This is a genomic window from Streptomonospora litoralis (assembly GCF_004323735.1).
GTDB lineage: Bacteria > Actinomycetota > Actinomycetes > Streptosporangiales > Streptosporangiaceae > Streptomonospora > Streptomonospora litoralis.
The window spans coordinates 2,262,896-2,287,715 of record NZ_CP036455.1; the positions used below are offsets into that span (position 1 = coordinate 2,262,896).

Below are 24,820 nucleotides of genomic sequence, written 5' to 3' on the forward strand. Positions count from 1 at the left end.
GTGGTCGGCAGCACCGCGCCGCCGGCAGCGCAGACCGCGCTCCGGGGAGAAGCACTAGACTCCGCCTCGTGCCGCGTACGCTCATCATCACCAACGACTTTCCGCCGCGCCCCGGTGGGATCCAGGCATTCGTGCACGAGTTGGCCATGCGTCGGCCCGCCGATTCCGTGGTCGTGTACTGCTCGACGCCGGGATCGCGGGGCTCGGCCGGGTGGCAGCGGGCCGCCGACTTCGATCTCGGGCTGCCGTTCCCGGTGGTGCGCGAGCGCACCTCGGTGCTGCTGCCCACCCCGGCGGTGGGGCGCCGCGCCGAGCGGATCGCCGGGCTGGAGGGGTGCGACTCGGTGCTGTTCGGGGCCGCCGCGCCGCTGGGGCTGCTCGCGGGCCGTCTGCGCCGCGCCGGGGTGCGCCGCATCGTGGGGCTGACCCACGGCCACGAGACGGGCTGGTCGGTGCTGCCGGGCGCGCGCCGGGCGCTCCACCGCATCGGGGAGGAGACCGACGCGCTGACCTATCTGGGCGACTACACGCGCACGCGCCTGGCGCGGGCGCTGTCGCCCGCCGCGGCCGCGCGCATGCGCCGACTGGCGCCGGGCGTCGACACCGACCGGTTCCGGCCCGGAGCGGGCGGCGAGGCCGTGCGCGAGCGCCACGGTCTGACCGGGCGCCCGGTGGTGGTGTGCGTTTCGCGGCTGGTGGCGCGCAAGGGCCAGGACACGCTGCTGCGCGCCTGGCCGCGCATCCTGGCCGACGTGCCCGGCGCGGCGCTGCTGCTGGTGGGCGGCGGCCCCTACCGGCGACGGCTGGAGGCGATGGCGCGCGAGCAGGGCGTCTCGGACTCCGTGCACTTCGCCGGCGACGTCGCCGCCGCGGACCTGCCCGCCTACTACGACGCCGGCGACGTTTTCGCCATGCCCTGCCGCACCCGCAACGGCGGGCTCGACGTCGAGGGCTTGGGCATCGTCTACCTGGAGGCGTCGGCGAGCGGCCTGCCCGTGGTCGCCGGGCGCTCCGGCGGTGCGCCCGACGCGGTGCGCGAAGGGGAGACGGGCCTGGTGGTCGACGGCGCCCGGCCCGGTCCCACGGCGCGGGCGCTCATCCGGCTGCTGCGCGATCCCGAGGATGCGGCGGCGATGGGTGAGCGCGGCCGCGCCTGGGTGCAGCGGGAGTGGACCTGGGACCGGGTGTCGGCGCGGCTGGCGGAGTTGCTGACGCCCTGAGCGGCGGGAGTGCCGCGAGCGCGGGTGCGGGACTGAGGCGCTGCGCGACACCGCGGGAGTCCTCAGCCGAGCGGGTGGAGCCCCCGCGCGGCGCCGCCGGCGGCGGGACGCGCAAAGGCGGACGCGGGACCTCCCGGCCCGCGCCCGCCCGCTCGGTCCCGCCTGGCGGCCTCAGCTGTAGAGGCTGTCGATCTCCTCGCTGAACTGCTTGGCCACCACGTGCCGCTTGACCTTGAGCGACGGCGTCATCTGCCCGCCCTCCTCGGAGAAGTCCACCGGCAGGATGGTGAACTTGCGCACCGACTCCGCCCGCGAGACGGCCTTGTTGGCGTCGTCCACGGCCTCCTGCACGGCGGCGACGAGGTCGGGGTCCTCGGTCATGTCCGGGATCTCGCCGCTCTTGCCGTTCCGCTCCCTCCAGAACCCGAAGGCTTCGGGGTCGATGGTGACCAGCGCGGAGACGAAGTTGCGGTTGTCGCCGACCACCATGCACTGGCTGACGATGGCGTGGCTGCGCAGCCGGTCCTCGATCACCGCCGGGGCGACGTTCTTGCCGCCCGCGGTGACGATGATCTCCTTCTTGCGTCCGGTGATGGTGAGGTAGCCGTCCTCGTCCAGCGAGCCGAGGTCGCCGGTGCGGTACCAGCCGTCCTCGTCGAACGCCTCCTCGGTGGCCTTCGCGTTCTGCCAGTAGCCGCGCATCACGTGGTCGCCCTTGACCAGGATCTCGCCGTCCTCGGCGATGCGGTGGCTGACCCCGGGCAGCGGCGGGCCGACCGTGCCCACCTTGTTCCTGGCCGGGCTGTTCACGCAGGTGGGCGCCGAGGTCTCGGTGAGGCCGTAGCCCTCGATGATGGTCAGGCCCACGCCGCGGAAGAAGTGGCCCAGCCGCTCGCCGAGCGCGGAGCCGCCCGAGACCGAGTAGCGGGCCTGCCCGCCGACCGCGGCGAGGATCTTGCCGTAGACCAGCCGCTCGAACAGGGCGTGGCGCAGCCGCAGCGACAGCGGGACGCGTCCGCTGTCCAGCGCGCGGCTGTAGGCCACGGCGGTGTCGGCGGCGGCGCGGAAGATGCGCCCGCGCCCCTCGGAGGCGGCCTTCTGCTCGGCCTTGTTGTAGACCTTCTCGAACACCCGCGGCATCGCGAGCAGGAAGGTGGGGCGGAACGAGCCCAGCGCGTCGATCACCTCGGGGCCGGTGCTGGGGAAGTGGCCCATCACGGTGCGCGACTCGACGCAGCCGATCTGGATGATGCGGGCGAAGGAGTGCGCCAGCGGCAGGAACAGCAGCGTCGAGCGGCCCTCGATGGAGAAGACCTCCTCCAGCGGGCCGTGGACGGCGTTGAGGATGGTGAAGAGCAGGTTGCGGTGGGTCAGTTCGCAGCCCTTGGGGCGGCCGGTGGTGCCCGAGGTGTAGATCAGCGTGGCGATCTCGTCGGCCGTGCCGGCCGTGCGGCGCTCGTCGAGGGTCGCGTCGGCGACCTCCTCCCCGCTCCGCTGGAACTCGGCGAAGTCCGGCCCGTCGATCTGCCAGAGGTGGCCCAGGTCGGGCAGGTCGGCGCGGGCGGCCTCGACCCGCTTCGCGTGCTCGGGGCTCTCGACGAAGACCGCCCGGCTGCCGGAGTCGCCGAGGATCCAGGAAACCTGCTCCTCGGAGGAGGACTCGTAGATGGGGACGGTGACGGCGCCGGCCGCCCACACGGCGTAGTCGACGACGGTCCACTCGTAGCGGGTGCGCGACATCAGGCCGACCCGGTCGCCGTGCTCGATACCGGCGGCGATCAGCCCTTTGGCGACCGCGGCGACGTCGTCGCGGAACCGCGCGCAGGTGACGTCGCGCCACTGCCCCGCCTCCTGGCGGCGGAACGCGACGGCGTCGGGCTCTTCCTCCGCCCGTGCGAAGAGCGTGTCGGGCAGGCGCGACTCGACCGCGACCTCCACTTTGACCGGACTGCTGTATTCGCGCACGTGATCGCTCCCGGACATCTGTTTCCACGAGGGGACAGCACGACCGTAACAACTTTCCTTACCCGCGGGTAGAACACGTTATCGCCTGGTATCCGATAGTGATCCGCGAGTTCAGGGAGTCCCGGGGCTTCGCCGGGGATATCCCGGAAATCCCGCCGCGTGTCGCCACCGCGGGGCCGCGGGCGGCTAACGTGACGGGCAGAGCCGAGGAACGCAGGGGAAGTGGGGGCAGGACACCGCCATGACCGAATCCGACCGCGACACCGGTCGCGACAGCGGCCCCGAGGCCGGTCGCGACACCGACCGCCGGGAGAACGGAACCCAGGACATGATCGACGACGCGCTGCGCATGGTGGACACGCTGCAGCGCCGACTGCTCGTCGCCGGCGTGCGCCGCGGCGTCTCCGCCGCGTCGGCGCCTCCGCCCAAGGGTGACGTGTGGGAGGAGGCGATCAAGTACGAGCAGCCCCAGCCGGAGCCTTCGCCGCTGGAGGAGTTGCTGGGCATCGCGCGCAAGAAGGCGCCCGAGGTCGCGGGCCACATCGGTCGGGCCGGCATCGCCGCGGTCGGCGCCTTCGGCGAGACCCTCGGCGTCGTCGAGCGCGCACTGGAGCGCCGCACCCCCGACCCCGGGTCCTCCGCCCCGTCCGACGCGGGCACCGGCCCGAACCGGGTCGAGGCACCGCGTGAGATCTCCAAAGGCGAGTGATCTAGAATCCGGCGGGAACTGGTTTAGTCCAATCGCCGCGCCCGGGACAGCCCGTCGGCCCGTCCGGGCGCGGGCGGTGCGGCGCGCCGCCGGATAGGAGAGAGGGAACCGCCCATGCGGACGACGATCGGCGTGGACATCGGCGGCACCAAGGTGGCCGCGGGCATCGTCGACTCCGACGGGCGGATCGGCGACGTCGTCAAGCACCCCACGCCCTACGGCGACGGCGAGGCGCTCGCCGACGTCGTCGGCCGGGCGGTCGCCGAACTGCGCGAGCGGCACACCGGCGCCCCCATCAGCGCGATCGGCGTGGGCACAGCCGGCTTCGTCGACGCCGACCGCGCAACCATCGTGCTCGGCGCGAACCTCGGCCTGGCCGAGGAGCCGTTCAAAGAGCGGCTGCGCCGCCGGGTGGACCTGCCGGTCGTCGTGGAGAACGACGCCAACGCCGCGGCGTGGGCGGAGGTCCGGTTCGGCGCCGGCCGCGGCAGCGAGCACGTCGTCTGCGTCACCCTGGGTACCGGGGTGGGCGGCGCCGTCGTGATGAACGGCGAACTGCAGCGCGGCCGCTACGGCGTCGCCGCCGAGGTCGGCCACTACCGCGTCGTGCCCTTCGGACGCCGCTGCGGCTGCGGCAACCACGGCTGCTGGGAGCAGTACGCCAGCGGCCGCGCCCTCGTCGGCGAGGCGCACGACCTCGCCCGCGCCGAACCCAAGCGTGCCGAGCGCATGGCCGAACTGGCCGGGGGCGACCCCGAGGACATCCAGGGCCGCGAGATCACCCGCGCCGCCGTGGAGGGCGACGAGGGCGCCCTGGCCTGCTTCCGCGCAGTGGGGGAGTGGGTGGGCCTCGGGCTCGCCGACCTCGCCGCGATCCTCGACCCGGAGCTGTTCCTGATCGGCGGCGGTGTCTCCGACGCCGGCGACATCCTGCTCGACCCGGTCCGCGAGTCCTTCGCACGCCACGTCACCGGTCGCTCCACCCGCCGCCTCGCCGACATCCGCATCGCCGAACTGGGCTCCGCGGCCGGCATCGTCGGCGCCGCCGACCTGGCGCTGCGCTGAGCGGACCCCCTCGGGCGGCTCGCCGAGTGGCGGCCCGCACCCATGGCGTGCCCAGACGCGGGTAGTCCTGGGGACGTGTCGAATACTCGGATCCGCGTGCTGAGCTACAACGTGCATGCCCTGCGCGACGACGCCCAGGCGGTGGCTCGGGTCGTCCGCGCGTGCGACCCGGACGTCGTCTGCCTGCAGGAGGCCCCGCGGCTGCTGCGCTGGCAGTCGCGGCGGCGCAGCCTGGACCGGATGATGGGGATGATCCCGGCGATCAGCCGCCGCACCGGCGGGCTGGCCGTCCTCTGCCGCCCGGGCATCGAGGTGCACCGCATCGGCCACCGCGTGCTGCGGCGCTACCCCGGCCTGCGGGTGCGCACCCTGTCCATGGCCGCGCTGCAGGTGGATGGGCGCCCGCTGCTGGTCGGCTGCACCCATCTGGACCTGCATCCGGGCGCGCGCCTGCACCATGCCGGGGAGGCGGTGGACTACCTCGCCGCCTTCGCCGTGGAGAACCCGGGCCCCAGCGTGCTGGCCGCCGACGTCAACGCCGAGCCCGGAAGCTCGGCCTGGCGGCTGATCACGGCCGGGCTGCGCGACGCCGCGGGCGAGCACCCGTGGGGAGAGGCGGCGACCTTCCCCGCGCGCAACCCTGCCCGCCGCATCGACGGGGTCTTCACCTCGGGCGCGGTCGAGGTGCACCGCGCCGGCGTGCCGGTGGAGCCGGCCGACGCCGCCGACATGGCCGACGCCAGCGACCACCGGCCCGTGCTCGCCGACATCTCCCTGGAGGCCGAACCCGTGACGGAGGCGGCGGAGGGCGGCTGAGGCGACGGAGCGGCGCGCAGTCGTCGCCGGGGGAGCCGGCCGCGGCGCTGCGGTCGTCGCCGGACTCCCACTCGACCGCGCCGTCGGGGGCGACCTGCACGAGCTTGTACTCGAAGGCCGTCCCCTCGGGTATGTCGACGCTCCCGCTCCAGGTGGGATAACTCGGCAGCGCCCTACGCGGCTGTGCCGGGGTTCGCGCCGCGCTCGGAGTCGGGATCGGAGGCCGGCACACCGTCGGGATCGGTGTCGGCCTCGGCGCGCGCCTTGTTCTTCGCCTTGCGGGCGTTCTTGCGGCGCGCCTTGCGCGCGGCCCGCTCGGTGCGCTTGCGCTCCTTCGCGCCCGCGTGCTGCTCCTCCTTCTCCTCCTTGGCCGCGGCCTCCAGTTCCGTCTTGACCGACTGCGCGTAGCGGTCGACGTACTCCTGGCCCGAGAGGTCCATGAGGGCGTACATGATCTCGTCGGTGACGGCGCGCAGCACCCGCGGGTCCTTCTCCATCCCGTAGTAGCGGGAGAAGTCCAGCGGCTTGCCGAAGACGACCTTGGGCCGGATGCCGAGCTTGGGCACAGAGCGGCCGGGCGGCATGATCTTGTCGACGTTGATCATCGCCATCGGGATCACCGGCGCCCTCGACTCCAGCGCCACCCGCGCGACCCCGGTGCGCCCGCGGTAGAGCTTGCCGTCCGGCGAGCGCGTGCCCTCGGGGTACATCCCGAGCAGCCGGCCCTGCTTGAGCACCTTCAGCCCGGTGCGCAGCGCCGCCTCGCTGGCCTTACCGCCCGAGCGGTCGATGGGGATCTGCCCGACACCGGTGAAGAACAGGCGGCTGGCCAGGCCCTTGATGCCGGTGCCCGTGAAGTACTCGGCCTTCGCCAGGAAGGTGATCTTGCGGGGCAGCGGCAGCGGCCCGAAGAAGTGGTCGGAGAAGGACAGATGGTTGCCCACCATGACCGCCGGTCCCTGCCGGGGCACGTTCTCGACACCCTCGGCGCGCGGCTGCCACAGCACCGCGAGCACGGGGCCCAGAATCGCCTTGACCACCCAATAGAACACCGGCACTCACCCTCGACCACGCGGGGCGCGCCTCTCGCCGAACGCGCGCTGTCCTTCCCGCTTCCACGAACAATCGTGGTCATCTTCCCATTGTCGGCGCCGGACTACCAATGCCGGCGGAAGTTACCCCCTGGTAGTGGAGTCGCGCCGACGGGCCGGGGCATCCGCCGGCCGCAGTCGACGGGGTACCGGGGGCGCGCTCCGCGTGCCGGTTTCGTAAAGTCGACTTGGACAGGCGCGGCCGCCCCGCCGCGCCCACTGCTCGGAATCGAGGAGGGCCCGAATGCCGTCGATGCCGGGCGCCGAGCCCTACCACCGCCACGGTGACGGGGTCGGCGTACTGCTGTGCCACGGGTTCACCGGCACCCCGCGCTCCATGCGGCCCTGGGCCGAGCACCTGGCCGCCGCGGGACTGACCGTCGACCTGCCGCTGCTGCCGGGACACGGCACCACCTGGCAGGAGATGGCCGCCACCACGAGCACGCAGTGGCTGGCCACCGCGGAGTCGGCGCTGCTGCGGCTGCACGAGGTCTGCGACACCGTCTTCGTGATGGGTCTGTCGATGGGCGGATGCCTGGCGCTGCGGCTGGCCGAGCTGCACCCGGACAAGGTCCGCGGAGCGGTCGTCGTCAACCCGTCGCTGGCGGTGGAGAACCTGCTGCTGCCGGTCGCCCGCCTGCTCGCCCCGTTCGTGCCGACCACCGCCGCCGTGGGCGAGGACATCAACAAACCCGGCGCCGGAGAAGGCTCCTACGAACGGGTGCCCACAGCCGCGGCGGCGACGCTTCCGAAACTGTGGCGCGACACGAAACGGGACATGGCCTCCATCACCGCGCCGGTCCTGGCCTACAGAAGTCCGCAGGATCATGTCGTGGGGCCCCGGAGTCTGCGTATCCTCACGAGTAGGGCGGTCAACGCGCGGCTGCGCGTCCACTCGCTGGACCACAGCTACCACGTGGCCACCCTCGACTACGACGCCTCAACCATCTTCGACGGGAGCCTCGCGTTCGTCCGCGAGCACAGCAGGAGCGGGGAAGGGACGAAGCGATGACGAATCGCCGGGGCAACGGCCTTCTCGCCGACACCTACGTCCCCCTCATCCTGCTCCCGAGAGCGCCGGCCGACCAGATGCTCGACGCGCTGCGCGAGTCCGGGATCGCCGCCTACGCCGTGCAACTGGACGAGGGGGTGCTGGAGGAGTCGGGCGCCGTCGCCGAACCCCCCACCGACCACCTCTACGTCGACTCCCGCGAGCGTGCCGCCGCCGAGGCGATCCTCCGCGACCAGCTGCCCGACCTGGAGCGCTTCAGCTCCGACTCCGGGGCCGCCGAGTCCGCGGAGCCCTCCGAGATCCCCCGGCACCAGCCCTCGGCCGAGCCCGAGGCGCCCGTCGGCTCCGCCGACGACGACGTGTGGGCCGACCTGGTGGCGCGTTTCTACGACACCCCCGGGCCCGCCGAGGCGGCCTGGCCCGACGCCGAGAACCTCGCCGATAACGAGCGCACGGCCGACGCAGAGGAGGGCGCGACCGACACCGCGGAGGGCGGCGAGGACCCCCGCGCGGCCGACGACACAGCGGGCTCCCCGCGCGGCCGGGTGGTCCGCCCGGCCGAGCCCGGAGACGACCACGACCACTACGTTCCGCCTCCGCCCCCGCCGCTGCCGCGCGGCGACCTCACCAGCCGGCTGTCCTGGGCCGGGCTGTTCGGCGGTCCGCTCGTGCTGCTGGGCTCGATGCTGCTGGGCATGTCCCTGCCCGGCTGGGTCGCGTTCCTGGCCGTGGCCGCCTTCATCGCCGGGTTCGTCGTCCTGGTCGTACGCATGGGCGACCGCCCGCCCGGCGACAACGGCCCGGACGACGGCGCCGTGGTCTGAGCCGGAACGGCCCGGCGGCCGGCGCACCACCTCCGCCACCCCGCCCGCCGCTTCGGCGCGGAGCCGCGCACCGCAGGCGCCCGCGGCCCGCAACGGCGTCAGCACACCCCCACCCCTCCGCCGCACTCACCGCAGCCGCGTGCGGGCGGCGTCCACATCCCCGCAGCCGCCAGGACACCCCCATATGATCTCCGAAGCCCCCGACGCGACCGGCGCCGCCCCAGCCCCCGCCGAGCGTCCCGCCCCCTCCGGAGCGGCAGCCGACACCGCGGACGACGCCCGAATGGGCTTCTCCGCGCCGCTGTGGCGCGCCATCGCCGTCTTCCGCGCCGCGTCGGTGGGCTACGCCGTCTTCCTGATGGCCCAGCACCTCGACCTGCTGGCGCGGCCGTGGGCGGCCTGGTCGGTCCTGGCCGCCATGGCCGCCTGGACCGCCGCCTCGACCGCGCTCTACGCCCGGCCGCACCGCCGCACCCGGGCCCTGCTCGCGGCCGATCTGGCCGTGGCCTTCGGCTGCCTGGCCGCCACCGTGCTGGTGGTCGAGCCGGGATACCTGCGCATGGCGCCGCCGCTGACCACCACCTGGTTCGGCGGCGCCGTTCTGGCGGCCGCCGTGGTTGCCGGGCGGCGCCTGGCGCTGGGTGCGGCGCTGGCCCACGGAGTCGTCGACATCGCGGTGCGGACCGCGCTGGGGCTGACGATCTCCGCCGCCGTGCCGCGGGGCGTGGTCCTGCTGCTGCTGGCCGGCTACTGCGTGGGCTACCTGGCCAACTACGCCGCGGCGGCCGAGCGGCGCTTCGCCGAGGCCGTCGAACTGGAGGCGCGCACCCGCGAGCGCGAGCGGCTGGGCCGCTCCATCCACGACTCCGTGCTGCAGGTCCTGGCGATGGTGCAGCGGCGCGGCGCCGAGGCGGGCGGTGAGGCGGCCGAACTCGGGCGGCTGGCCGGCGAGCAGGAGGTGAAGCTGCGGGCGCTGATCGGCGTCCGCCACGGGGCGGGCGCCGCCCCGGCGGCAGCACCCGCGGCGGCGCCCGGACCCACCGGTGCCCGCGGCCGGGCGGCCGAGTCCACCGCATGGGAGGCCGCCTCGCTCACCGCCGATCTGACGGACCTGCTCGAAAGGCACTCCGGCGCGCGGGTGACCGTCTCCGCCCCGGCGACCGCGGTCGCACTGGCCCCGCACGCCGCCCACGAGATCGACGCCGCGGTGCGCGAGGCGCTGGGCAACGTCGAGCGGCACTGCCCGCCGCAGACGGGTGCCTGGCTGCTGGTCGAGGACGAGGGCGAGCGTGTAACGGTGACGGTGCGCGACGACGGTCCCGGAATCGCGCCCCGGCGCCTGGACGAGGCCGCCGCCGAAGGACGGATGGGCGTGGCCCAGTCGATCCGCGGCCGCATCGCCGACCTCGGCGGCACCGTCGAGATCACCACGGCGGGTGGCCAGGGCACCGAGATCGAGATGCGCGTGCCCAGGTAGCGGCGCTTCACGAGCCCGCCCGGCTCGGCGGCGGCCGCGGGGGAGAGCCCGGTCTGCTGGGCGGCCTTGATGGTCTGCCGGGTGACGGGTGGACTTGACTGAAAAGCGGCGGCGAGGGCGGCGCGGGGCTGGGCCCGCGGTTGCCGGGTCGGGTGCTCGCAGGTGGCGGTGGCCAGCGGGGGCGGCGACGACGCCGGCGGTTCCGGGCCTGGGGTGGTCGGGCGGTGGTCACCGCCCCGGGCCGCGGGTGGTCGAGACCCGGGGGGCGCCGCCGCCCGATTGTCGGCGAGGGCCCGACGCGGCGGTCGACGGCGGTCATGCAGCCGGGTCGGAGTCACGAGATCCACGTAAGTGCGGTGGCATGGGCCTCGGTGTCGCCCCGAGGTGCCGTCCTCGCACCTTAATTTCGCGATGCGAAAAAGCGCGGGGTGTTTTGTCCGTCAATGCCTGAGTTCCCGGTGGGCCCGCACTCGCGCTGCGGCGGCGGTGGCCCACGAAGCGCGCCGAATGGCGCGAAAACAGCCCCGGAGTCAACTTTTCGTGCGTCTCGTGGCTGCTGCGCCTGCCGAGGCCGCCCGCAAAACGGGCATAGACCCCCAAAAGCCCACCCCATCGGGGGGTGCGACTCCCCGCGGCCGCGCCCGGGCGCAACGAGCGACGTGTCGTCGCCCCCGGCCCCCGATCCGGCGCACCCCCGAGCCGCGCGAGCACCCGCGACCGCGCCACACCGCGCGGCCGTCCAGCCTGCGCGGGCCCGGCCACAACACGGCGACACCACGTCGGCCAACCGGCGCCGGTATGTCCGGTATGCCGGTCCATCCGGCGATGATCGTGAACTTATGGCCGCGGGATGTGCTTTCCTGCGACCATAAGTTCGCGATAGACGGGCCAAGCCGCGCCGACCGGCCTGCGGCGGCCGAACGCCGCCCCCGCCGCAACCGCCACCGGCGAGCACCCGAACCGACAACCACAGGCCCGGCCCCGCTGCCGCCGTCGATGCTCCTATTTGTCAAGCGGCTTGGGTATAGGTGTCGGCGCTGGTGACCGGTTCGCGTGAGGGCTTTGTAGACCTGGCGGGCGACATAGCGCTTGAGGCAGCGGATGATGTCCTTCTTGGTCAGCCCCTGCTTCAGGCGCCGCTGGACATAGGCGCGGGTGTCGCCATCATGGCGCATCCGGGCGATGACGATCTGATGCAGCACCTTGTTCGCGGCCCGGTCGCCCCCGCGGTTGAGGCGGTGGCGGTCGCGCCGCCCGGAGGAGGCGGGCACCGGCGCGGTGCCGCACAGGTGGGCGAAGGCGGCCTCGCCGGTGATCCGGTCGGGGTTGTCGCCGGTGGTCAGCATCAGCTGCGCGGCGGACTGGGGGCCCACGCACACCAGGGCGCGCAGGCCGGGCGCGGCGGTGGCGGTGAGGTGGTCGATGTGGCGGGCGATTTCGGTGATGCGGCGGGTGAGGTCCTGGTAGTGGCGGGCCAGGGCGGCCAGGCTGTAGCGGGCGGCCGCATCCGGATCGGCCAACTCCGCCGGGTCGGCCGCGTGGGGCTCCAGGTCGGCGCAGGCTCGGATCAGCCGGGTGGTGCTCAGCCCGCGCAGCAAGGCGCGCAGGTCCTGGCCGGTGGTGGTGATCAGCGCGTGGATCTGGTTGATGGTCTGGGTGCGCTGGCCGACCGGCATGGTGCGCAGGTGGTGCAGGGGGCGCAGGGCTCCGGCGGTGCCGGTGCGGTCCTTGGGTGCGGCCCGGGCGTGGTCGGCCAGGGCGGCGCGGGCGGCGGCGTAGGCGTCCAGGGGGTCGGATTTGCCGTGGCGGCGGCGGGCGGAGCGGTCGGGCCGGTTGACTTCGAGGGCGGTGTGGCCGGCGGCGGTGAGCCGGCGGGTGAGTTCGGCGCCGTAGGAGCCCGTGCCTTCCATGGCGACGGCGATGGGGTGGCCGTGGGTGGCGGTCCAGGCGGCGAGGTCGTCGTAGCCGGTGGCGGTGGTGGGGAATTCGCGGTCGGCCAGGGGGCGGCCGAGGTGGTCGATGATCGCGCAGTGGTGGGTGTCGGTGTGGGTGTCCACGCCGGCGATGACATCGCCGGGTCGGGGGTCCATCATGGGGGTGGCCTTTCCCGTGTGGTGCGGAGAGGGGCGATGCGGGCCGGGCAGGTCCTGGACAGGACAGTGATGGGCAAGCGTGCGCTTGCAGGCTCCTATGAGGTCACAGGTTCCTGTCCGGCTCGTTGGTCTCTGGGGCGCAGCGACAGATCGACGGAAGGACACGGGCTTGTGGGCCCGGTCGGCCGCCGCTGGGGTCAGCTCCGTCCCAGAGACCACTCAATCAATCACTGCCGCCGCTTTTCCGTAAGACCACCCGCCGCCCGGCTGATCAGCAAGGCCGCACTGCAGACCCGAGCCGCCCCTCCGTCGCCCGCCGCTACCGGCGGGCACCCGGCCCGATGACCGCGGGCCCGGCCGTCCGCCGCCCTCGCTGCGGCTTTTCAGTGAAGACCACCCGCCGCCCGGCTGATCAGCAAGGCCGCACTGCAGACCCGAGCCGCCCCTCCGTCGCCCGCCGCTACCGGCGGGCACCCGGCCCGATGACCGCGGGCCCCGGCCCGCCACCGTCCCCGATGCCCGCTGCTCCCCATCCTTCAGCCCGCCGGCACGGGGCAAGGCCAGGGCAAGTCGGCGTAGCGGATCCGAGCCGCACGGCCCGGACGCCCATGGGAGCCGGACCGATCCAGCACTTCTTGAACACGGCTTAGGTCGGCGGCGGGCCGTCGCCCGGTTCCTCCTGGTAGGAGTAGCGCTGCTCCTTCCACGGGTCGGCGCGGTTGTGGTAGCCGCGCTCCTCCCAGAAGCCGCGGCGGTCCGCGGTGAGGTACTCCACCGCGCGCACCCACTTCACGCTCTTCCAGCCGTACAGGTGCGGCACCACCAGGCGCACCGGATGGCCGTACTCGGGGGCGAGGCGCTCACCGTCGCGGTGGGTGGCCAGCAGCACGTCCGGGGCCAGGAAGTCGTCCAGGCGCATGTTGGCGCTGTAGCCGTACTCCGCCCAGACCATGACGTGGGTGGCGCCCGGCGCGGGCGGCACCAGCTCCACCAGCGTCTCGGTGGAGACGCCGCTCCAGTGCACGCCGGGCAGCGTGAAACGTGTCACGCAGTGGAAGTCGGAGACGGAGTCGATGCGCGGGAGCGCGTCGAACTCGGGCCAGGTCCACCGGAACTCGCCCAGCGACTCGGTGAAGCCGTAGACCCGCAGATCCCATCTGTGCGCACGGAACCGCGGAACGGGGCCGTAGTGCAGGGCGGGCCGGTCGCGCGGCACGTGCTGTCCCGGCGGAAGCGGCTGATCCGACAATCGCTCTCCTTCGTGCGCCTCACACCGACATCCTGCCAGTGACCCGCTGTCGGCACGCGCCGCGCCCCTCGCCCGTACGCCCGGCCCGGACGATGCGCTATAGTCGGTGCCATGCAGCAGAGCTTTTGGCGCTTTTATGGCTACCGGCCCACGGCTAGGACGGTCGCCCGCCAAGCGCTGCGCTGACACGGACGACTTGAGGAGCCCCGGGCCGGGAAAGGCCCGGGGCTCTTCTGCTGCCCGGCCCGAACCGCCGCCCGGCTCCCCTCGGCCCGTCCGGCCGACAACCTCCAGCCGAGTCCGCCGAACGGACCCGCGAACAGCCGAAGGGACAACGCACATGGTCATCGTCATGGGGCCGGGAGCCACCCGCGAACATATCGACAACCTCGTCGACCTCGTCGCCGCAGCGGGGGGCGAGGCTTACGTGACCCGCGGTGTGAGCCGCACGATCATCGGTTTGGTCGGCGACGTGCGCCAGTTCGAGACCCTGGACCTGCGCGCGATGCCGGGCGTCAGCGACGTCCTGCGCATCAGCGTCCCCTACAAGCTCGTCAGCAGTGAGAACCAGCCCACCCGCTCCGAGGTCAGCGTCGCCGGCGTGCCGATCGGCGGCGACCACATGACCGTCGTCGCCGGGCCCTGCGCCGTCGAGACCCCCGAGCAGACGCTGGCCGCCGCGCAGATGGCCAAGGCGGCCGGGGCGGCGCTGCTGCGCGGCGGCGCCTACAAGCCGCGCACCTCCCCCTACGCCTTCCAGGGGCTCGGCGAGACCGGCCTGAAGATCCTCTCCGACGTGCGCACCGAGACCGGCCTGCCGATCGTCACCGAGGTGGTCGACGCCGCCGACGTCGACCTGGTGGCCGGCTACGCCGACATGCTGCAGATCGGCACCCGCAACATGCAGAACTTCGCGCTGCTGCAGGCGGCGGGGGAGGCCGGGCGCCCGGTGCTGCTCAAGCGCGGCATGAACGCCACCATCGAGGAGTGGCTGATGGCCGCCGAGTACATCGCCCAGCGCGGCAACCTCGACATCGTGCTCTGCGAGCGCGGCATCCGCACCTTCGAGAAGGCCACCCGCAACACCCTGGACATCAGCGCCGTCCCGGTGGCCCAGAGCCTGTCGCACCTGCCGGTGATCGTCGACCCCTCGCACTCGGGCGGCAAGCGCGAGCTGGTGCTGCCGTTGTCGCGGGCGGCGATCGCGGCCGGGGCCGACGGCGTCATCGTCGATGTGCACCCCACCCCCGAGACCGCGCTGTGCGACGGCCCGCAGGCGCTGGTCGGCGGCGACATCGCCGAGCTGGCCCGCGTCGCCGAGACCCTGCCGCCGCTGCTGGGCCGCACCCTCACCGCCGCGCCGCAGCCGGCCGGGGTCTGATCCGAGCAGGCGCCTCCACGCCACCGGATGTCCCGGGCCGCCGAGCGGGGCGGCGCCGTGCGAAGCCCGCCGCTGTTCGCTCGGCGGCGCGCTTCGCACGGGGCTTCGAGCCGTGTCCCGTTGCCGCGACCCGGGGGCTCCTCGGTCCGGAGCGGGTGTTGCGGCCCGCGCCCGCTCAGACCTTCGCGGGAGCGGCGTCGCCCAGGAAGCTGGGCCGGTGCAGTTGCTTGGCGGTGAGCAGATGCTCGGCCAGCTCCTCGGCGTCGAGCCGCTTCTCGATCACCCGCAGGTCGGGGATCTGGGCGGCGGTCTCGACCTGGCGCGGCGTGAGCAGCGTGCAGCAGTCCTCGTCGGGCAGTTCGGAGATCGACAGCGTGCCGATCCGCCGCGCCTGGTCCATGATCTCGCTCTTGTCCATGCCGATCAGCGGACGCAGGATCGGCGCGTCCACCGCGTCGTCCAGCGCGGTCAGATTGGTCATGGTCTGGCTGGAGACCTGGCCCAGCGCGTCGCCGGTGATCAGCGCCTCGGCGCCGAGGTCGTCGGCCAGCGCCTCGGCGGTCTTGAGCATCAGCCGGCGCTGGGCGATGATCTGCAGCCGCTCCGCCCCCGAGGTCTTCAGCTGCTGCTGCGCCTTGCCGAAGGGGACGACGAACAGCCGCGAGCCCACCTGGAACCGGTCGAGCTGGCGCACCAGGCTGTAGGCCTTGTAGATCGACTCCGGGCCGGTGAAGGGCATGCCGGAGAAGTGCAGGAAGTCGACCTTGAGGCCGCGGCGCATCATCCGGTGCGCGGCCACGGGGGAGTCGATGCCGCCCGACATCAGCACCAGCGCGCGCCCGCTCATGCCCACCGGCAGGCCGCCCGGGCCGGGGATGCCGTCGGTGAAGACGAACACCTCGTCCTTGTCGACCTCGATGGAGACCGTGTTCTGCGGGTGCTTGAGATCGACCGGCAGACTGTGCGCCTGTTGGACGGCGGAGCCCACGTGCCGGGCGATCTGCGAGGAGGTCAGCGGGAACCGCTTGTCGCGGCGGCGGGGCCGCACGGCGAAGGAGCCCGTGCGGTCGGCCAGCGCCTGCACGGCGACCGCGGTGACGGTGTCGACGTCCTTGGGCACGCGGCGCACCAGGTGCACCCACACCACGCCCATGACGTTCTTCATGCGCTCGGCGAGCTCGGCGACCTCGATGTCGGAGGCCTCGGGCATGCGCACGAAGACGACCCCCGAGCCGCGCCGGGACAGCTTGATCGGGCTCAGACCGCGCGCCGCCGCGCGGATGTTGTTGTGCAGGCGGCGCTCGAACAGGCTGCGGTTACTGCCCTTGAGCACGATCTCGCCGAGCTTCATCAGCACGCACAGCTCGTGGGGTCCGGACGCGGACCGCTCCTGGACGGCGGTCTCGACCTCGCGTCCCCCGACGGCCTCGGGTTCGGACATGACGGCCATGGCGGCGGCTCCCTGAAGTCTTGCCGGTTGAAGGGGGAAGGAGAAGGGAGCGGGGCCGTGCGCGGCCCCGCACCCTCCAGTATCGAACATCCCAACGACCGGTCGGGACGACCGCATTCCCGGCAAAGCCGCCGTCCGCGCCCCGGCCGCCGGGGCGCGACGGCGGAGCCGGATGTCCGGATCCGCCGCGGCGCGGATCAGCCGAAGAAGACCTCGGCCTCCTCGAAGCGCTCGCTCGGGACGGTCTTGAGCTTGTCCGTGGCCGCCGAGAGGTCCACCCGGACGATCTCGGTGCCCTGCAGACCGACCATCCTGCCGTACTCCTGGTCGTGTACCGCCTCGATGGCGTTGACGCCCAGCCGGGTGGCCAGCACGCGGTCGAACGCCGAGGGGGTGCCGCCGCGCTGCACGTGGCCCAGGACCACCGAGCGGGCCTCCTTGCCGGTGCGCGACTCGATCTCCTCGGAGAGGCGCTGGCCGATGCCGCCGAGGCGGACGTGGCCGAAGGAGTCCTTCTCGCCGGTGGACAGCTCCATCTGGCCGTCCTTGGGGTGGGCGCCCTCGGCGACGACGAGGATGGGGGCGTAGTTGGTCTGGAACCGGCTCTCCACGTGCGCCACGACCTCGTGGATGTCGAAGGGGCGCTCGGGGATGAGGATCACGTTGGCGCCGGCGGCCATGCCCGAGTGCAGCGCGATCCAGCCGGCGTGGCGGCCCATGACCTCCACGACCAGCGCGCGGTGGTGGGACTCGGCGGTGGTGTGCAGCCGGTCGATCGCCTCGGTGGCGATGTTCACGGCGGTGTCGAAGCCGAAGGTGTAGTCCGTGGCGTTGAGGTCGTTGTCGATGGTCTTGGGCACACCCACGACCTTGACGCCCTGGTCGTGCAGCTGGGTGGCCACACCCAGGGTGTCCTCGCCGCCGATGGCGACCAGGGCGTCGATGTTCAGTTCGGCCATGTTCTGCTTGACCTTCTCGACACCGCCCTCGATCTTCATGAGGTTGGTGCGCGAGGATCCGAGGATCGTGCCGCCGCGCGGCAGGATCCCGCTGACGGCCGCCCGGTCCAGCGGCATGGTGTCGCCTTCCAGCGGTCCGCGCCAGCCGTCACGGAACCCGACGAACTCGTAGCCGTAGTCCTTGATGCCCTTGCGGACCACTGCGCGGATGACCGCGTTCAGCCCCGGGCAGTCGCCGCCACCGGTCAGCACTCCGACTCGCATGCGTGCACTCCTCGAATTCCCGTGAACGTTCTGACCGCCTCGGCGGGCGCGGGCGGCGCCCCCGGGCGGTGCGGACCAGCTGCGGACCGGCGGTCGTGCGCTCGCGCGCCGACGGCCACTGGGTGACCGTTGTCACCGAAGGCGCCCGCCATGCGTTGGAAGCCGCTCGCCGGGGGGTAAGTCCACCGGGTGGCGGCCTGGAATGGGGGTCGACGCCTTCAGTTCCACACCGTCCGCATGGTCTAGACCATAGTCGCCCAACGTGCTGGAGGCCAACCCATGTCCGTCCTCGCGCTCGACGCCGGCACAACCGGCGTGACCGCCCTCGTCGTCGATGAGAACGGCGGTGTCCTCTCCCGCGGTTACCAGGAGTTCGCCCAGCATTACCCCGAGACCGGCTGGGTCGAGCACGTTCCCGAGGAGATCTGGCAGGCGACCCTGGCGGCCTGCCAGTCCGCCCTGGACGGCACCGACGACCAGCCCACCTGCGTAGGCATCACCAACCAGCGCGAGACCGCGGTGCTGTGGAACCGCAAGCGCGGCAGCGCCCCGCGCAGAGCCGTCGTCTGGCAGGACCGGCGTACCGCCGGGATCTGTGCGGAGCTGCGCGACGCCGGGCACGAGGACCGCGTCACCGAGATCACCGGGTTGCGACTGGACCCCTACTTCACCGGCACCAAGCTCACCTGGATTCGGCGCAACGACCAGCGCGCCTGGAGCGGCGTGGAGTCGGGCGACACCGTCATCGGCACCGTCGACTCCTACGTCGTCAGCCGCATGACCGGCGGAGCCCGCCACGTCACCGACGCGTCCAACGCCTCGCGGACCCTCCTCTACGACATCCACCGGGGCGAATGGTCGCAGGAGATGTGCGAGCTGCTCGGGGTGCCGCTCTCCGCCCTGCCCGAGGTCGTGCCCTCCTACGGCACCGTCGGCGAGACCGACCCCGAGGAGTTCCTCGGCCTGCGGCTGCCGATCGCGGGTATCGCCGGAGACCAGCAGGCGGCCATGTTCGGGCAGAACTGCTACACCCCCGGCACCTCCAAATGCACCTACGGCACCGGCTCCTTCGTGCTGATCAACACCGGCGAAGAGGCGATCGCACCCCAGCACGGGCTGCTCAGCACGGTGCTGTGGCAGCACCCCGACGGCCGCCTGGAATACGCCCTGGAGGGTTCGATCTTCGTCACCGGCGCGGCGGTGCAGTGGCTGCGCGACGGCCTCGGGCTCATCGACAGCGCACCCCAGTCCGAAGGGCTGGCCGCATCCGTGCGCGACTCCGGCGGCGTGGTGTTCGTGCCGGCGCTGACCGGCCTGGGCGCCCCCGACTGGGACCCCCACGCCCGCGGCGCCGTCTTCGGCATCACCCGCGGCACCCAGCGGGCCCACATCGCCCGCGCCACGCTGGAGGCGATCGCCTTCGAGGTCCGCGACGTCGCCGAAGCCATGGCCGCGGCCTCGGGCAACGAGCTGCCCGAGCTGCGCGTGGACGGCGGCGCCTCCGCCAACGACCTGCTCTGCCAAATCCAGGCGGACCAGCTCCAGGTCAGCGTGGCCCGGCCGCAGGTGCAGGAGACCACCGCGCTGGGCGCCGCCTTCCTGGCGGGCCTGGCCACCGGCGTGTGGTCCTCCACCGACGAGCTGGCGCGCACGTGGAACCTGGACCGCCGCTTCGAGCCCGGCACGCGCGACGACTCCGCCCACCGGCGCTGGCGCGCGGCCGTGGAGCGCTCCAAGGGCTGGGCCCAGCTGGACTGAACCTCCCCCGCACCTCCGACCGCCCCCGGCCCCCGCAACCCTCCTCCCATCACCTGCGGGCCCTGCGGCAGCGCCCCGGCGCTGCCGCAGGGCCCGCAGCGGAGCCGCAGCCGTCGGTGCTCGCGGCCGGAAACCGGCGGCGGCTGCGCTTCAGGCGCCGCCGTCGAGACCGCGGTCGATGGCGTAGCGCGCGAGTTCGACCCGGTTGTGCAGGTGCAGCTTGCTCAGCGTGTTCTGCACGTGGTTCTGCACGGTGCGGTGGGAGACCGACAGGCGCTCGGCGATCTGCTTGTAGCCGAGCCCTTTGGCCACCAGCCGCAGCACCTCCGTCTCGCGCGGCGTCAGCTCCGGCGCGGCCGGATCGCCGGCGGGTTCGGGCGCGGCGGCCATGCGGCGGTACTCGCCCAGCACCAGCCCGGCCAGCCCGGGGGTGTAGACCGCCTCGCCCGCGTGGACCCGGCGCACCGCCTCCAGCAGCTCCGCGCGCCCGGCCGACTTCACCAGGTAGCCCGTCGCGCCCGCCTTGACCGCCTCCAGCACGTCGGACTGCTCGCCGCTGGCCGAGAGCACCAGCACCCGCGGCGGCTCGGCCCCCTCCAGCAGGCGGCGGGTCACCTCCACACCGCCGATGTCGGGCAGCTGCAGGTCGACGACCGCGACCGTGGGCCGCGCAGCCGGGGCGACGCGCACCGCTTTGGCGCCCTCGCCCGCGGTGGCGACCACCTCCAGCCCGGCCTCGGTCAGATCGCGCTCCACCGCGTCGCGCCACAGCGGGTGGTCGTCGACGACGAGGACCCGGATCGGCCGCTCGTCGGGCGCTTCGCGGGCGGCGGAGCCACCGGGGGAGCGGGGTTCGCGCTGCTCTGCCATGGCGCGACTCTAGCGAACCGGGGGCGGCGCGCCGGAGCCCGCCACCCGCCGATGCGCTCGGCGCCGGTCAGTCGTCGCCGCCGTCGCCCTGATCGCCCTGGTTTCCGTTGCCGCCTTGACCGCCCTGGCCTCCTTGGCCGCCGCCCTGGCCCGGCCCGCCGTTGCCGCCCTGCGGCGCGAACGGGCTGACCACGAGTTCGATCTCGGTGCCTTCGGGCGCCGAACCCTGCGGGTTGTACTGCGACACGCGGTCCCCGCCGAGGATCCGGGTGACCTTCACCGTGAAGCCCAGGTCCTCCAGGCGCTTCTTGGCGTCCTTGACCTTCCACCCGGCCACGTCGGGGATCTCGATGTCCTCGGGGCCGGAGGAGACCGTGAGGGTGACGCTGTCGCCGGAGCTGACCGTGCCGCCGGCGCCGGGCTCCTGGGAGATGACCTCGCCCTCGGGCACGTCCTCGCTGGGCTGCTCGGTGATGGAGACCCGCAGCCCCTTCTCCTGCAGCATGTTGCGCGCCTGGTCCTGTTGCCGGCCCACCACGTCGGGGATGTCGAATCCCGCGCTGACGGTGAGGGTGACCGGCGCCTCCCGGTCGGCGTCGGAGCCCGGCTCGGGATCGGTGCCGATGACCGTCCCCGCCGGCTGGTCCTCGGAGTCGGCCTCCTCCTCCTGGATCCGGGTGAAGCCGTCGTCCTCCAGCGCCGCCCGGGCGTCCTGGGCGTTCTGGCCCACCAGGTCGGGCATCTCGACCGTCTGCGGCCCCTTGGACAGGTACACCGTCACCGTGTCCTGCGGGAGGATGCGCTCGCCCACGGCGGGCTCGACCTCGGCGATCCTGCCGGGATCCTCCTCGGAGTAGACGCGCTTGTCGCCCACCTCCATGCGCACGGGCACGCTGCCCAGCACGGCGGCGGCGTCCTGTTCCGGCATGCCGACGATGTCGGGTACCGGCTCGTAGCGTCCGACCAGGAACCACCAGCCGCCGGCCAGCATCACCACCGCGAGCACGCCGGCGACCAGCATCATCGGGTAGCTGCGGTAGTCCAGGGCGAGCCGGCGGCGCCCGCGGCGGCCGCGCCCGCCCGGTTCGGCCGGAGCCGCCTCGGCCAGACCGCCGGTCTCGACCACGAGGGTGTCGTTGCCGCCGGAGCCGGGAGGGGACGCGTCGGCGCTGTACTCCCCGCTCGCGTCCGACTTGGTGTTCAGCACCAGCGCGAGGTACTGCCCGGCGTCGCCGGGCCGGTAGCGGGGGTCGCGCTCGGTGGCGCGGGTGACCAGCGTGTCGATCTGCGGAGGCAGGCCCGCGACCACCCGGGAGGGCCGCGGGACGTCCTCGTTGACGTGCTGGTAGGCGATGGAGATGGGGGTGTCGCCGGTGTGCGGCTGCGTCCCGGTCAGCAGCTCGTAGAGCATGATCCCGGCCGCGTAGACGTCGGTGCGCGCATCGGCGGCGCCGCGCTCGATCTGCTCTGGTGCCAGATAGGCGGCGGTACCCATGACCGCGCCGGTCTTGGTGGTGCCCTGCTGGGCGGACTCCACCGCCCGGGCCAGACCGAAGTCGGCGACCTTGACGCGGCCGTCCTCGGTGAGCAGCACGTTCTCCGGCTTGACATCGCGATGGACCAGCCCGGCCTGGTGCGCGGCGCCCAGCGCCGCAAGCACCGGGGAGATGATGTCGAGCGCGTCGGCGGGTGCCAGGCGCCCCCGCTCGTTCAGCATCTCGCGCAGTGTCTGCCCGGGCACGTACTCCATGGCCAGGTACACGTGCCCCTGGTCGGTGCCCTGGTCGTAGACCTGCACCACGTTGGGGTGGGAGAGCTTGGCGACCGAGTGCGCCTCGTTGATGAAGCGGCGCACGAAAGCGGGGTCCTGGGCCAGCGAGGCGTGCATCACCTTGCAGGCCAGGCGGCGGTCCAGCCGCAGGTCGCGGGCGACGTAGACCGTGGCCATACCGCCGCTGGCCACCCGCGCCTCGACGTGGTAGCGGTGATCGAGTGTCGTGCCCACCAGAGGGTCGGCAGTCGTCATGTCCACACAGGGGAGTGTAAGGCGTCCGCGAAGGGAGGTCGTCGCGAACCGTGCCACGAGGCCGGTACCGCGCGCTTCGGATTCCCCGGGTCGCGGTGCCGCGGGGTTCGTGGTGACGTTTCCTGCGCCGCGCCCGGTCCCGCGTGTGTCGGCGGGCGCGGCGGCGCGGTGCGCCGGGCGCACCGGCGGCGGTCAGTCCACCGCGGGGGAGGACGCCTGCGCGTAGCGCCGCACCGGGATGCGTCCGGCGCGGCGGGCGCCGCGACCGGCGGCCACCGCGTCGCGCATGGCGCCCGCCATCAGAACGGGGTCCTCGGCCCGGGTGATGGCGGTCGCCAGCATGACCGCGTCGCAGCCCAGCTCCATGGCCAGCGCCGCCTCGCTGGCGGTGCCGATCCCGGCGTCGACGACCACGGGGACGCCCGCCTGCTCCACGATCAGCTCGATGTTGTGCGGGTTGCGGATGCCCAGACCCGAGCCGATGGGGGCGCCCAGCGGCATCACGGCGGCGCAGCCCACCTGCTCCAGGCGCCGCGCCAGTACGGGGTCGTCGTTGGTGTAGGGCAGCACGGTGAACCCCTCGTCGACCAGCCGCTCGGCGGCGTCGAGCAGTTCGACCGGGTCGGGCAGCAGAGTGCGCTCGTCGGCGATGACCTCCAGCTTGATCCAGTCGGTCTCCAGCGCCTCGCGGGCCAGGCGCGCGGTGCGCAGCGCGTCGCCGGCGGTGAAGCAGCCCGAGGTGTTGGGCAGCGGCCGGATTCCGTTGCGGCGCAGCACGTCCCACACCGAGCCCTCGGCGTCGGGGGAGACGCGGCGCAGGGCCACGGTGGTCAGTTCGGTGCCCGAGGCGGTCAGCGCGTCCTCCAGGATGCGCAGCGACGGCGCGCCCCCGGTGCCGGTGATCAGCCGGGAGGAGAACCGGTGGCCGGCGATGACGAGGGGGTCGGCGCCGACTTCGGCGCCGGGTCCGCCGGTCGGGTCGGTGAAGGGCGTGTCGGCGGTCGCCCGCGGGGCCGCCGGGGTGTGCGTGTCGGTCAACTTCAGCCTCCTTGGACCGCGGTGAGCACGTCGACGCGGTCGTCGTCGCCGAGGCGGGTGGTGGCCCATCCGGCCTTGGGCACGACCTCGTCGTTGAGCGCGACGGCCACGCCGCCGGGCGCCTGCGTGAGCGAGCGCACCACCTCCTCCACCGTCGTCCTGGGAGAGACCTCGCGGCGCTCGCCGTTGATGATCACGTCCACTGGTGCTGATCGCCTCCCTCGCTGGGGCCGCCGTCCGCACCGGCGGGGGTTCCGCCGGTGATGCGGGTGGCGGCGAACCGGCGCGCGTAGTCGGGGAGCGCGCCGGTGGTCAGTGCCTCGGCCATGGCGTCGCCGGTGGCCGGTGTGAACAGCACGCCGTGCCGGAAGTGGCCGGCGGCCAGTTGCAGGCCGGGGACCGCGGTCGGTCCCAGCAGCGGCTCGTTGTCGGGGGATCCGGGGCGCAGGCCGACGCAGGTCTCCGCGATCTCCAGTTCGCTCACTCCGGGTACCAGTTCGTGGGCGTCGCGCAGCACCTCCCAGAGTCCTCCGGCGGTCAGCCGAGTGTCGAAGCCCTGCTCCTCCTGGGTGGCGCCGAGCACGATCTCGCCGGAGTCGCGCGGCACCAGGTAGACCGGCGAGCCTTTGACCAGCCCGCGCACGGTGCGGGTGACGATGGGCCCTTCGCCGGGGGGCATGCGCAGGCGCAGCAGTTGGCCTTTGACGGGCCGCAGCGGCGGCACCACGCCGTCGGGGAGGCCTTCGAGGGCCGGGGTGCCGACCCCCGCGGCCAGCACCACCTGGCCGGCGGTGATCCCGCCGCCGGAGTCGAGTTCGATACCCCGGGCGCGGCCGTCGTCGTCGACGACGACCCGGCGGACGCGGTCGCGCACGCCGACGGCGCCGCGGCGCTCGGCCGCGGCGCGCAGTGCCCACAGCAGGGAGCGCGGGTCGACGGAGTGGTCCTCCGCGGCGAAGTAGCCGCCGCGCACCGAGGGCGCCAGCATCGGCTCCAGCCTGCGGCACTCGCGGCCGGTGAGCCGCTCGGTGGACAGCCCGAGCCGGGCGCGCAGGTCGCCGAGGTGGCCGAGCCGGGTGAGGTCGTCGGTGTCGAAGGCGACCTGCAGGGTGCCTTGGGCGCGATAGCCGGCCGAGGCGCCGCTGTCCTCCTCCAGTTCGGCGACGAACCCGGGATAGCGGTCGCGGGAGAGGATGCCGAACCGCATCAGCGCCTCCTCGCCGAAGGAGGCCTCGGTGGCGGGGGTCAGCATGCCGGCGGCGACCACGGAGGCCGAGCCGTGGAGCTGTTCGGCGACCACGGTGACGCCCAGCCCGGCGCGGGCGGCGCGCCACGCCGTGACGAGGCCGATGAGCCCGGCGCCGACGACGACCACGTCGGTGCTCCGCTGAGCGGAGGAGTAAGTCGCTGCGCACACGTTGCTACTGCCACTTCCTTCGCCGGTATGACCCGGATCAGGTTCATGCGGTCGGAGGCTGACAGCCTCCCTCTCAGCCGGGTCCCGACCCGGCTCCCGCGGGTGTATCTCGTCCGGCGCCCATTCTATGACCTCG

At 73.4% G+C, this 24,820-nt stretch carries 20 protein-coding genes, 1 pseudogene and 1 riboswitch; of the genes and pseudogenes, 9 read left to right on the top strand and 12 right to left on the bottom strand.

What is annotated here, in order from left to right; all coding sequences use genetic code 11:
• Nucleotides 1-68 precede the first annotated feature (68 nt).
• Nucleotides 69-1,220 carry a glycosyltransferase family 4 protein gene (locus tag EKD16_RS09795; protein WP_131098101.1) on the top strand — a complete coding sequence of 384 codons (1,152 nt, stop codon included), beginning with the start codon at nt 69-71 and terminating at the stop codon, nt 1,218-1,220.
• 171 nt (nt 1,221-1,391) lie between these two features.
• On the opposite strand, the gene EKD16_RS09800 is transcribed toward EKD16_RS09795, so the two are convergent.
• Nucleotides 1,392-3,185, bottom strand: a complete 1,794-nt coding sequence (locus tag EKD16_RS09800) for an AMP-dependent synthetase/ligase (RefSeq protein WP_131102299.1) — start codon at nt 3,183-3,185, stop codon at nt 1,392-1,394.
• A 241-nt stretch (nt 3,186-3,426) separates the two neighbouring features.
• On the opposite strand from EKD16_RS09800, the gene EKD16_RS09805 reads away from it, so the two are divergent.
• The 3 genes from EKD16_RS09805 (at nt 3,427) to EKD16_RS09815 (ending at nt 5,775) form a co-directional block, all read left to right on the top strand.
• On the top strand, nt 3,427-3,894 hold the full coding sequence (locus tag EKD16_RS09805; RefSeq protein ID WP_207391486.1) for a hypothetical protein: 468 nt from the start codon (nt 3,427-3,429) through the stop codon (nt 3,892-3,894).
• A gap of 114 nt (nt 3,895-4,008) precedes the next feature.
• Nucleotides 4,009-4,959, top strand: coding sequence for an ROK family glucokinase (locus tag EKD16_RS09810; RefSeq protein WP_131098102.1), 951 nt, complete (start codon nt 4,009-4,011; stop codon nt 4,957-4,959).
• Nucleotides 4,960-5,034: 75 nt separating this feature from the next.
• Entirely contained in the window at nt 5,035-5,775 is a 741-nt protein-coding gene (locus EKD16_RS09815; RefSeq protein WP_242677318.1) for an endonuclease/exonuclease/phosphatase family protein, read from the top strand.
• Nucleotides 5,776-5,821: 46 nt separating this feature from the next.
• Here the strand turns inward: EKD16_RS09815 and EKD16_RS26065 are convergent.
• Together EKD16_RS26065 and EKD16_RS09825 are read right to left on the bottom strand one after the other, a co-directional pair.
• Nucleotides 5,822-6,007, bottom strand: a pseudogene (locus EKD16_RS26065) (carbohydrate-binding module family 20 domain-containing protein); the annotation flags it as partial.
• Complete coding sequence (locus EKD16_RS09825) at nt 5,949-6,827, bottom strand: lysophospholipid acyltransferase family protein (RefSeq protein WP_131098104.1); 879 nt, start codon at nt 6,825-6,827, stop codon at nt 5,949-5,951. The pseudogene EKD16_RS26065 and the gene EKD16_RS09825, both read right to left, overlap by 59 nt.
• A 283-nt stretch (nt 6,828-7,110) precedes the next feature.
• Between EKD16_RS09825 and EKD16_RS09830 the strand changes: the two genes are divergently transcribed.
• From EKD16_RS09830 to macS, 3 genes are all read left to right on the top strand, one after another.
• The gene (locus tag EKD16_RS09830) at nt 7,111-7,878 is read left to right on the top strand and encodes an alpha/beta hydrolase (protein ID WP_131098105.1); all 768 of its coding nucleotides are present in this window, start codon (nt 7,111-7,113) and stop codon (nt 7,876-7,878) included.
• The gene (locus EKD16_RS09835; RefSeq protein WP_131098106.1) at nt 7,875-8,702 is read left to right on the top strand and encodes a hypothetical protein; all 828 of its coding nucleotides are present in this window, start codon (nt 7,875-7,877) and stop codon (nt 8,700-8,702) included. Before EKD16_RS09830 ends, EKD16_RS09835 begins: the two co-directional genes overlap by 4 nt.
• A 184-nt stretch (nt 8,703-8,886) precedes the next feature.
• A complete protein-coding gene (gene macS, locus EKD16_RS09840) occupies nt 8,887-10,179 on the top strand; it encodes a MacS family sensor histidine kinase (RefSeq protein WP_394347326.1) in 1,293 nt (430 codons plus the stop codon).
• Between the two features lie 530 nt (nt 10,180-10,709).
• On the opposite strand, the gene EKD16_RS09845 is transcribed toward macS, so the two are convergent.
• Entirely contained in the window at nt 10,710-12,272 is a 1,563-nt protein-coding gene (locus tag EKD16_RS09845; protein ID WP_242677319.1) for an IS110 family RNA-guided transposase, read from the bottom strand.
• 646 nt (nt 12,273-12,918) lie between these two features.
• Entirely contained in the window at nt 12,919-13,521 is a 603-nt protein-coding gene (locus EKD16_RS26070; protein ID WP_131098107.1) for a molybdopterin-dependent oxidoreductase, read from the bottom strand.
• 340 nt (nt 13,522-13,861) lie between these two features.
• Between EKD16_RS26070 and aroF the strand changes: the two genes are divergently transcribed.
• Nucleotides 13,862-14,902: a 3-deoxy-7-phosphoheptulonate synthase gene (gene aroF, locus EKD16_RS09855; protein WP_131098108.1), complete on the top strand. Its 1,041-nt coding sequence runs from the start codon at nt 13,862-13,864 to the stop codon at nt 14,900-14,902.
• 175 nt (nt 14,903-15,077) lie between these two features.
• Here aroF and thiI read toward each other — a convergent pair whose 3' ends face one another.
• Nucleotides 15,078-16,352, bottom strand: coding sequence for a tRNA uracil 4-sulfurtransferase ThiI (gene thiI / locus EKD16_RS09860; protein ID WP_131098109.1), 1,275 nt, complete (start codon nt 16,350-16,352; stop codon nt 15,078-15,080).
• A 197-nt stretch (nt 16,353-16,549) separates the two neighbouring features.
• Complete coding sequence (locus tag EKD16_RS09865) at nt 16,550-17,575, bottom strand: 6-phosphofructokinase (RefSeq protein WP_131098110.1); 1,026 nt, start codon at nt 17,573-17,575, stop codon at nt 16,550-16,552.
• Nucleotides 17,576-17,854: 279 nt separating this feature from the next.
• Between EKD16_RS09865 and glpK the strand changes: the two genes are divergently transcribed.
• Nucleotides 17,855-19,333: a glycerol kinase GlpK gene (glpK, locus tag EKD16_RS09870; RefSeq protein ID WP_131098111.1), complete on the top strand. Its 1,479-nt coding sequence runs from the start codon at nt 17,855-17,857 to the stop codon at nt 19,331-19,333.
• A 150-nt stretch (nt 19,334-19,483) separates the two neighbouring features.
• Here glpK and EKD16_RS09875 read toward each other — a convergent pair whose 3' ends face one another.
• From EKD16_RS09875 to thiO, 5 genes are all read right to left on the bottom strand, one after another.
• Nucleotides 19,484-20,203 carry a response regulator gene (locus tag EKD16_RS09875; protein ID WP_131098112.1) on the bottom strand — a complete coding sequence of 240 codons (720 nt, stop codon included), beginning with the start codon at nt 20,201-20,203 and terminating at the stop codon, nt 19,484-19,486.
• A 67-nt stretch (nt 20,204-20,270) separates the two neighbouring features.
• The gene (gene pknB, locus EKD16_RS09880; RefSeq protein WP_131098113.1) at nt 20,271-22,235 is read right to left on the bottom strand and encodes a Stk1 family PASTA domain-containing Ser/Thr kinase; all 1,965 of its coding nucleotides are present in this window, start codon (nt 22,233-22,235) and stop codon (nt 20,271-20,273) included.
• A gap of 186 nt (nt 22,236-22,421) precedes the next feature.
• Nucleotides 22,422-23,162 (bottom strand): thiazole synthase, encoded by a 741-nt coding sequence (locus tag EKD16_RS09885; protein ID WP_207391547.1) that lies wholly within the window; start codon nt 23,160-23,162, stop codon nt 22,422-22,424.
• A 107-nt stretch (nt 23,163-23,269) separates the two neighbouring features.
• A complete protein-coding gene (thiS, locus tag EKD16_RS09890) occupies nt 23,270-23,470 on the bottom strand; it encodes a sulfur carrier protein ThiS (protein ID WP_131098115.1) in 201 nt (66 codons plus the stop codon).
• Nucleotides 23,461-24,684: a glycine oxidase ThiO gene (thiO, locus tag EKD16_RS09895; protein WP_131098116.1), complete on the bottom strand. Its 1,224-nt coding sequence runs from the start codon at nt 24,682-24,684 to the stop codon at nt 23,461-23,463. Before thiO ends, thiS begins: the two co-directional genes overlap by 10 nt.
• Nucleotides 24,682-24,794, bottom strand: a riboswitch (TPP riboswitch). (Overlaps the previous gene by 3 nt.)
• Between the last annotated feature and the right edge of the window lie 26 nt (nt 24,795-24,820).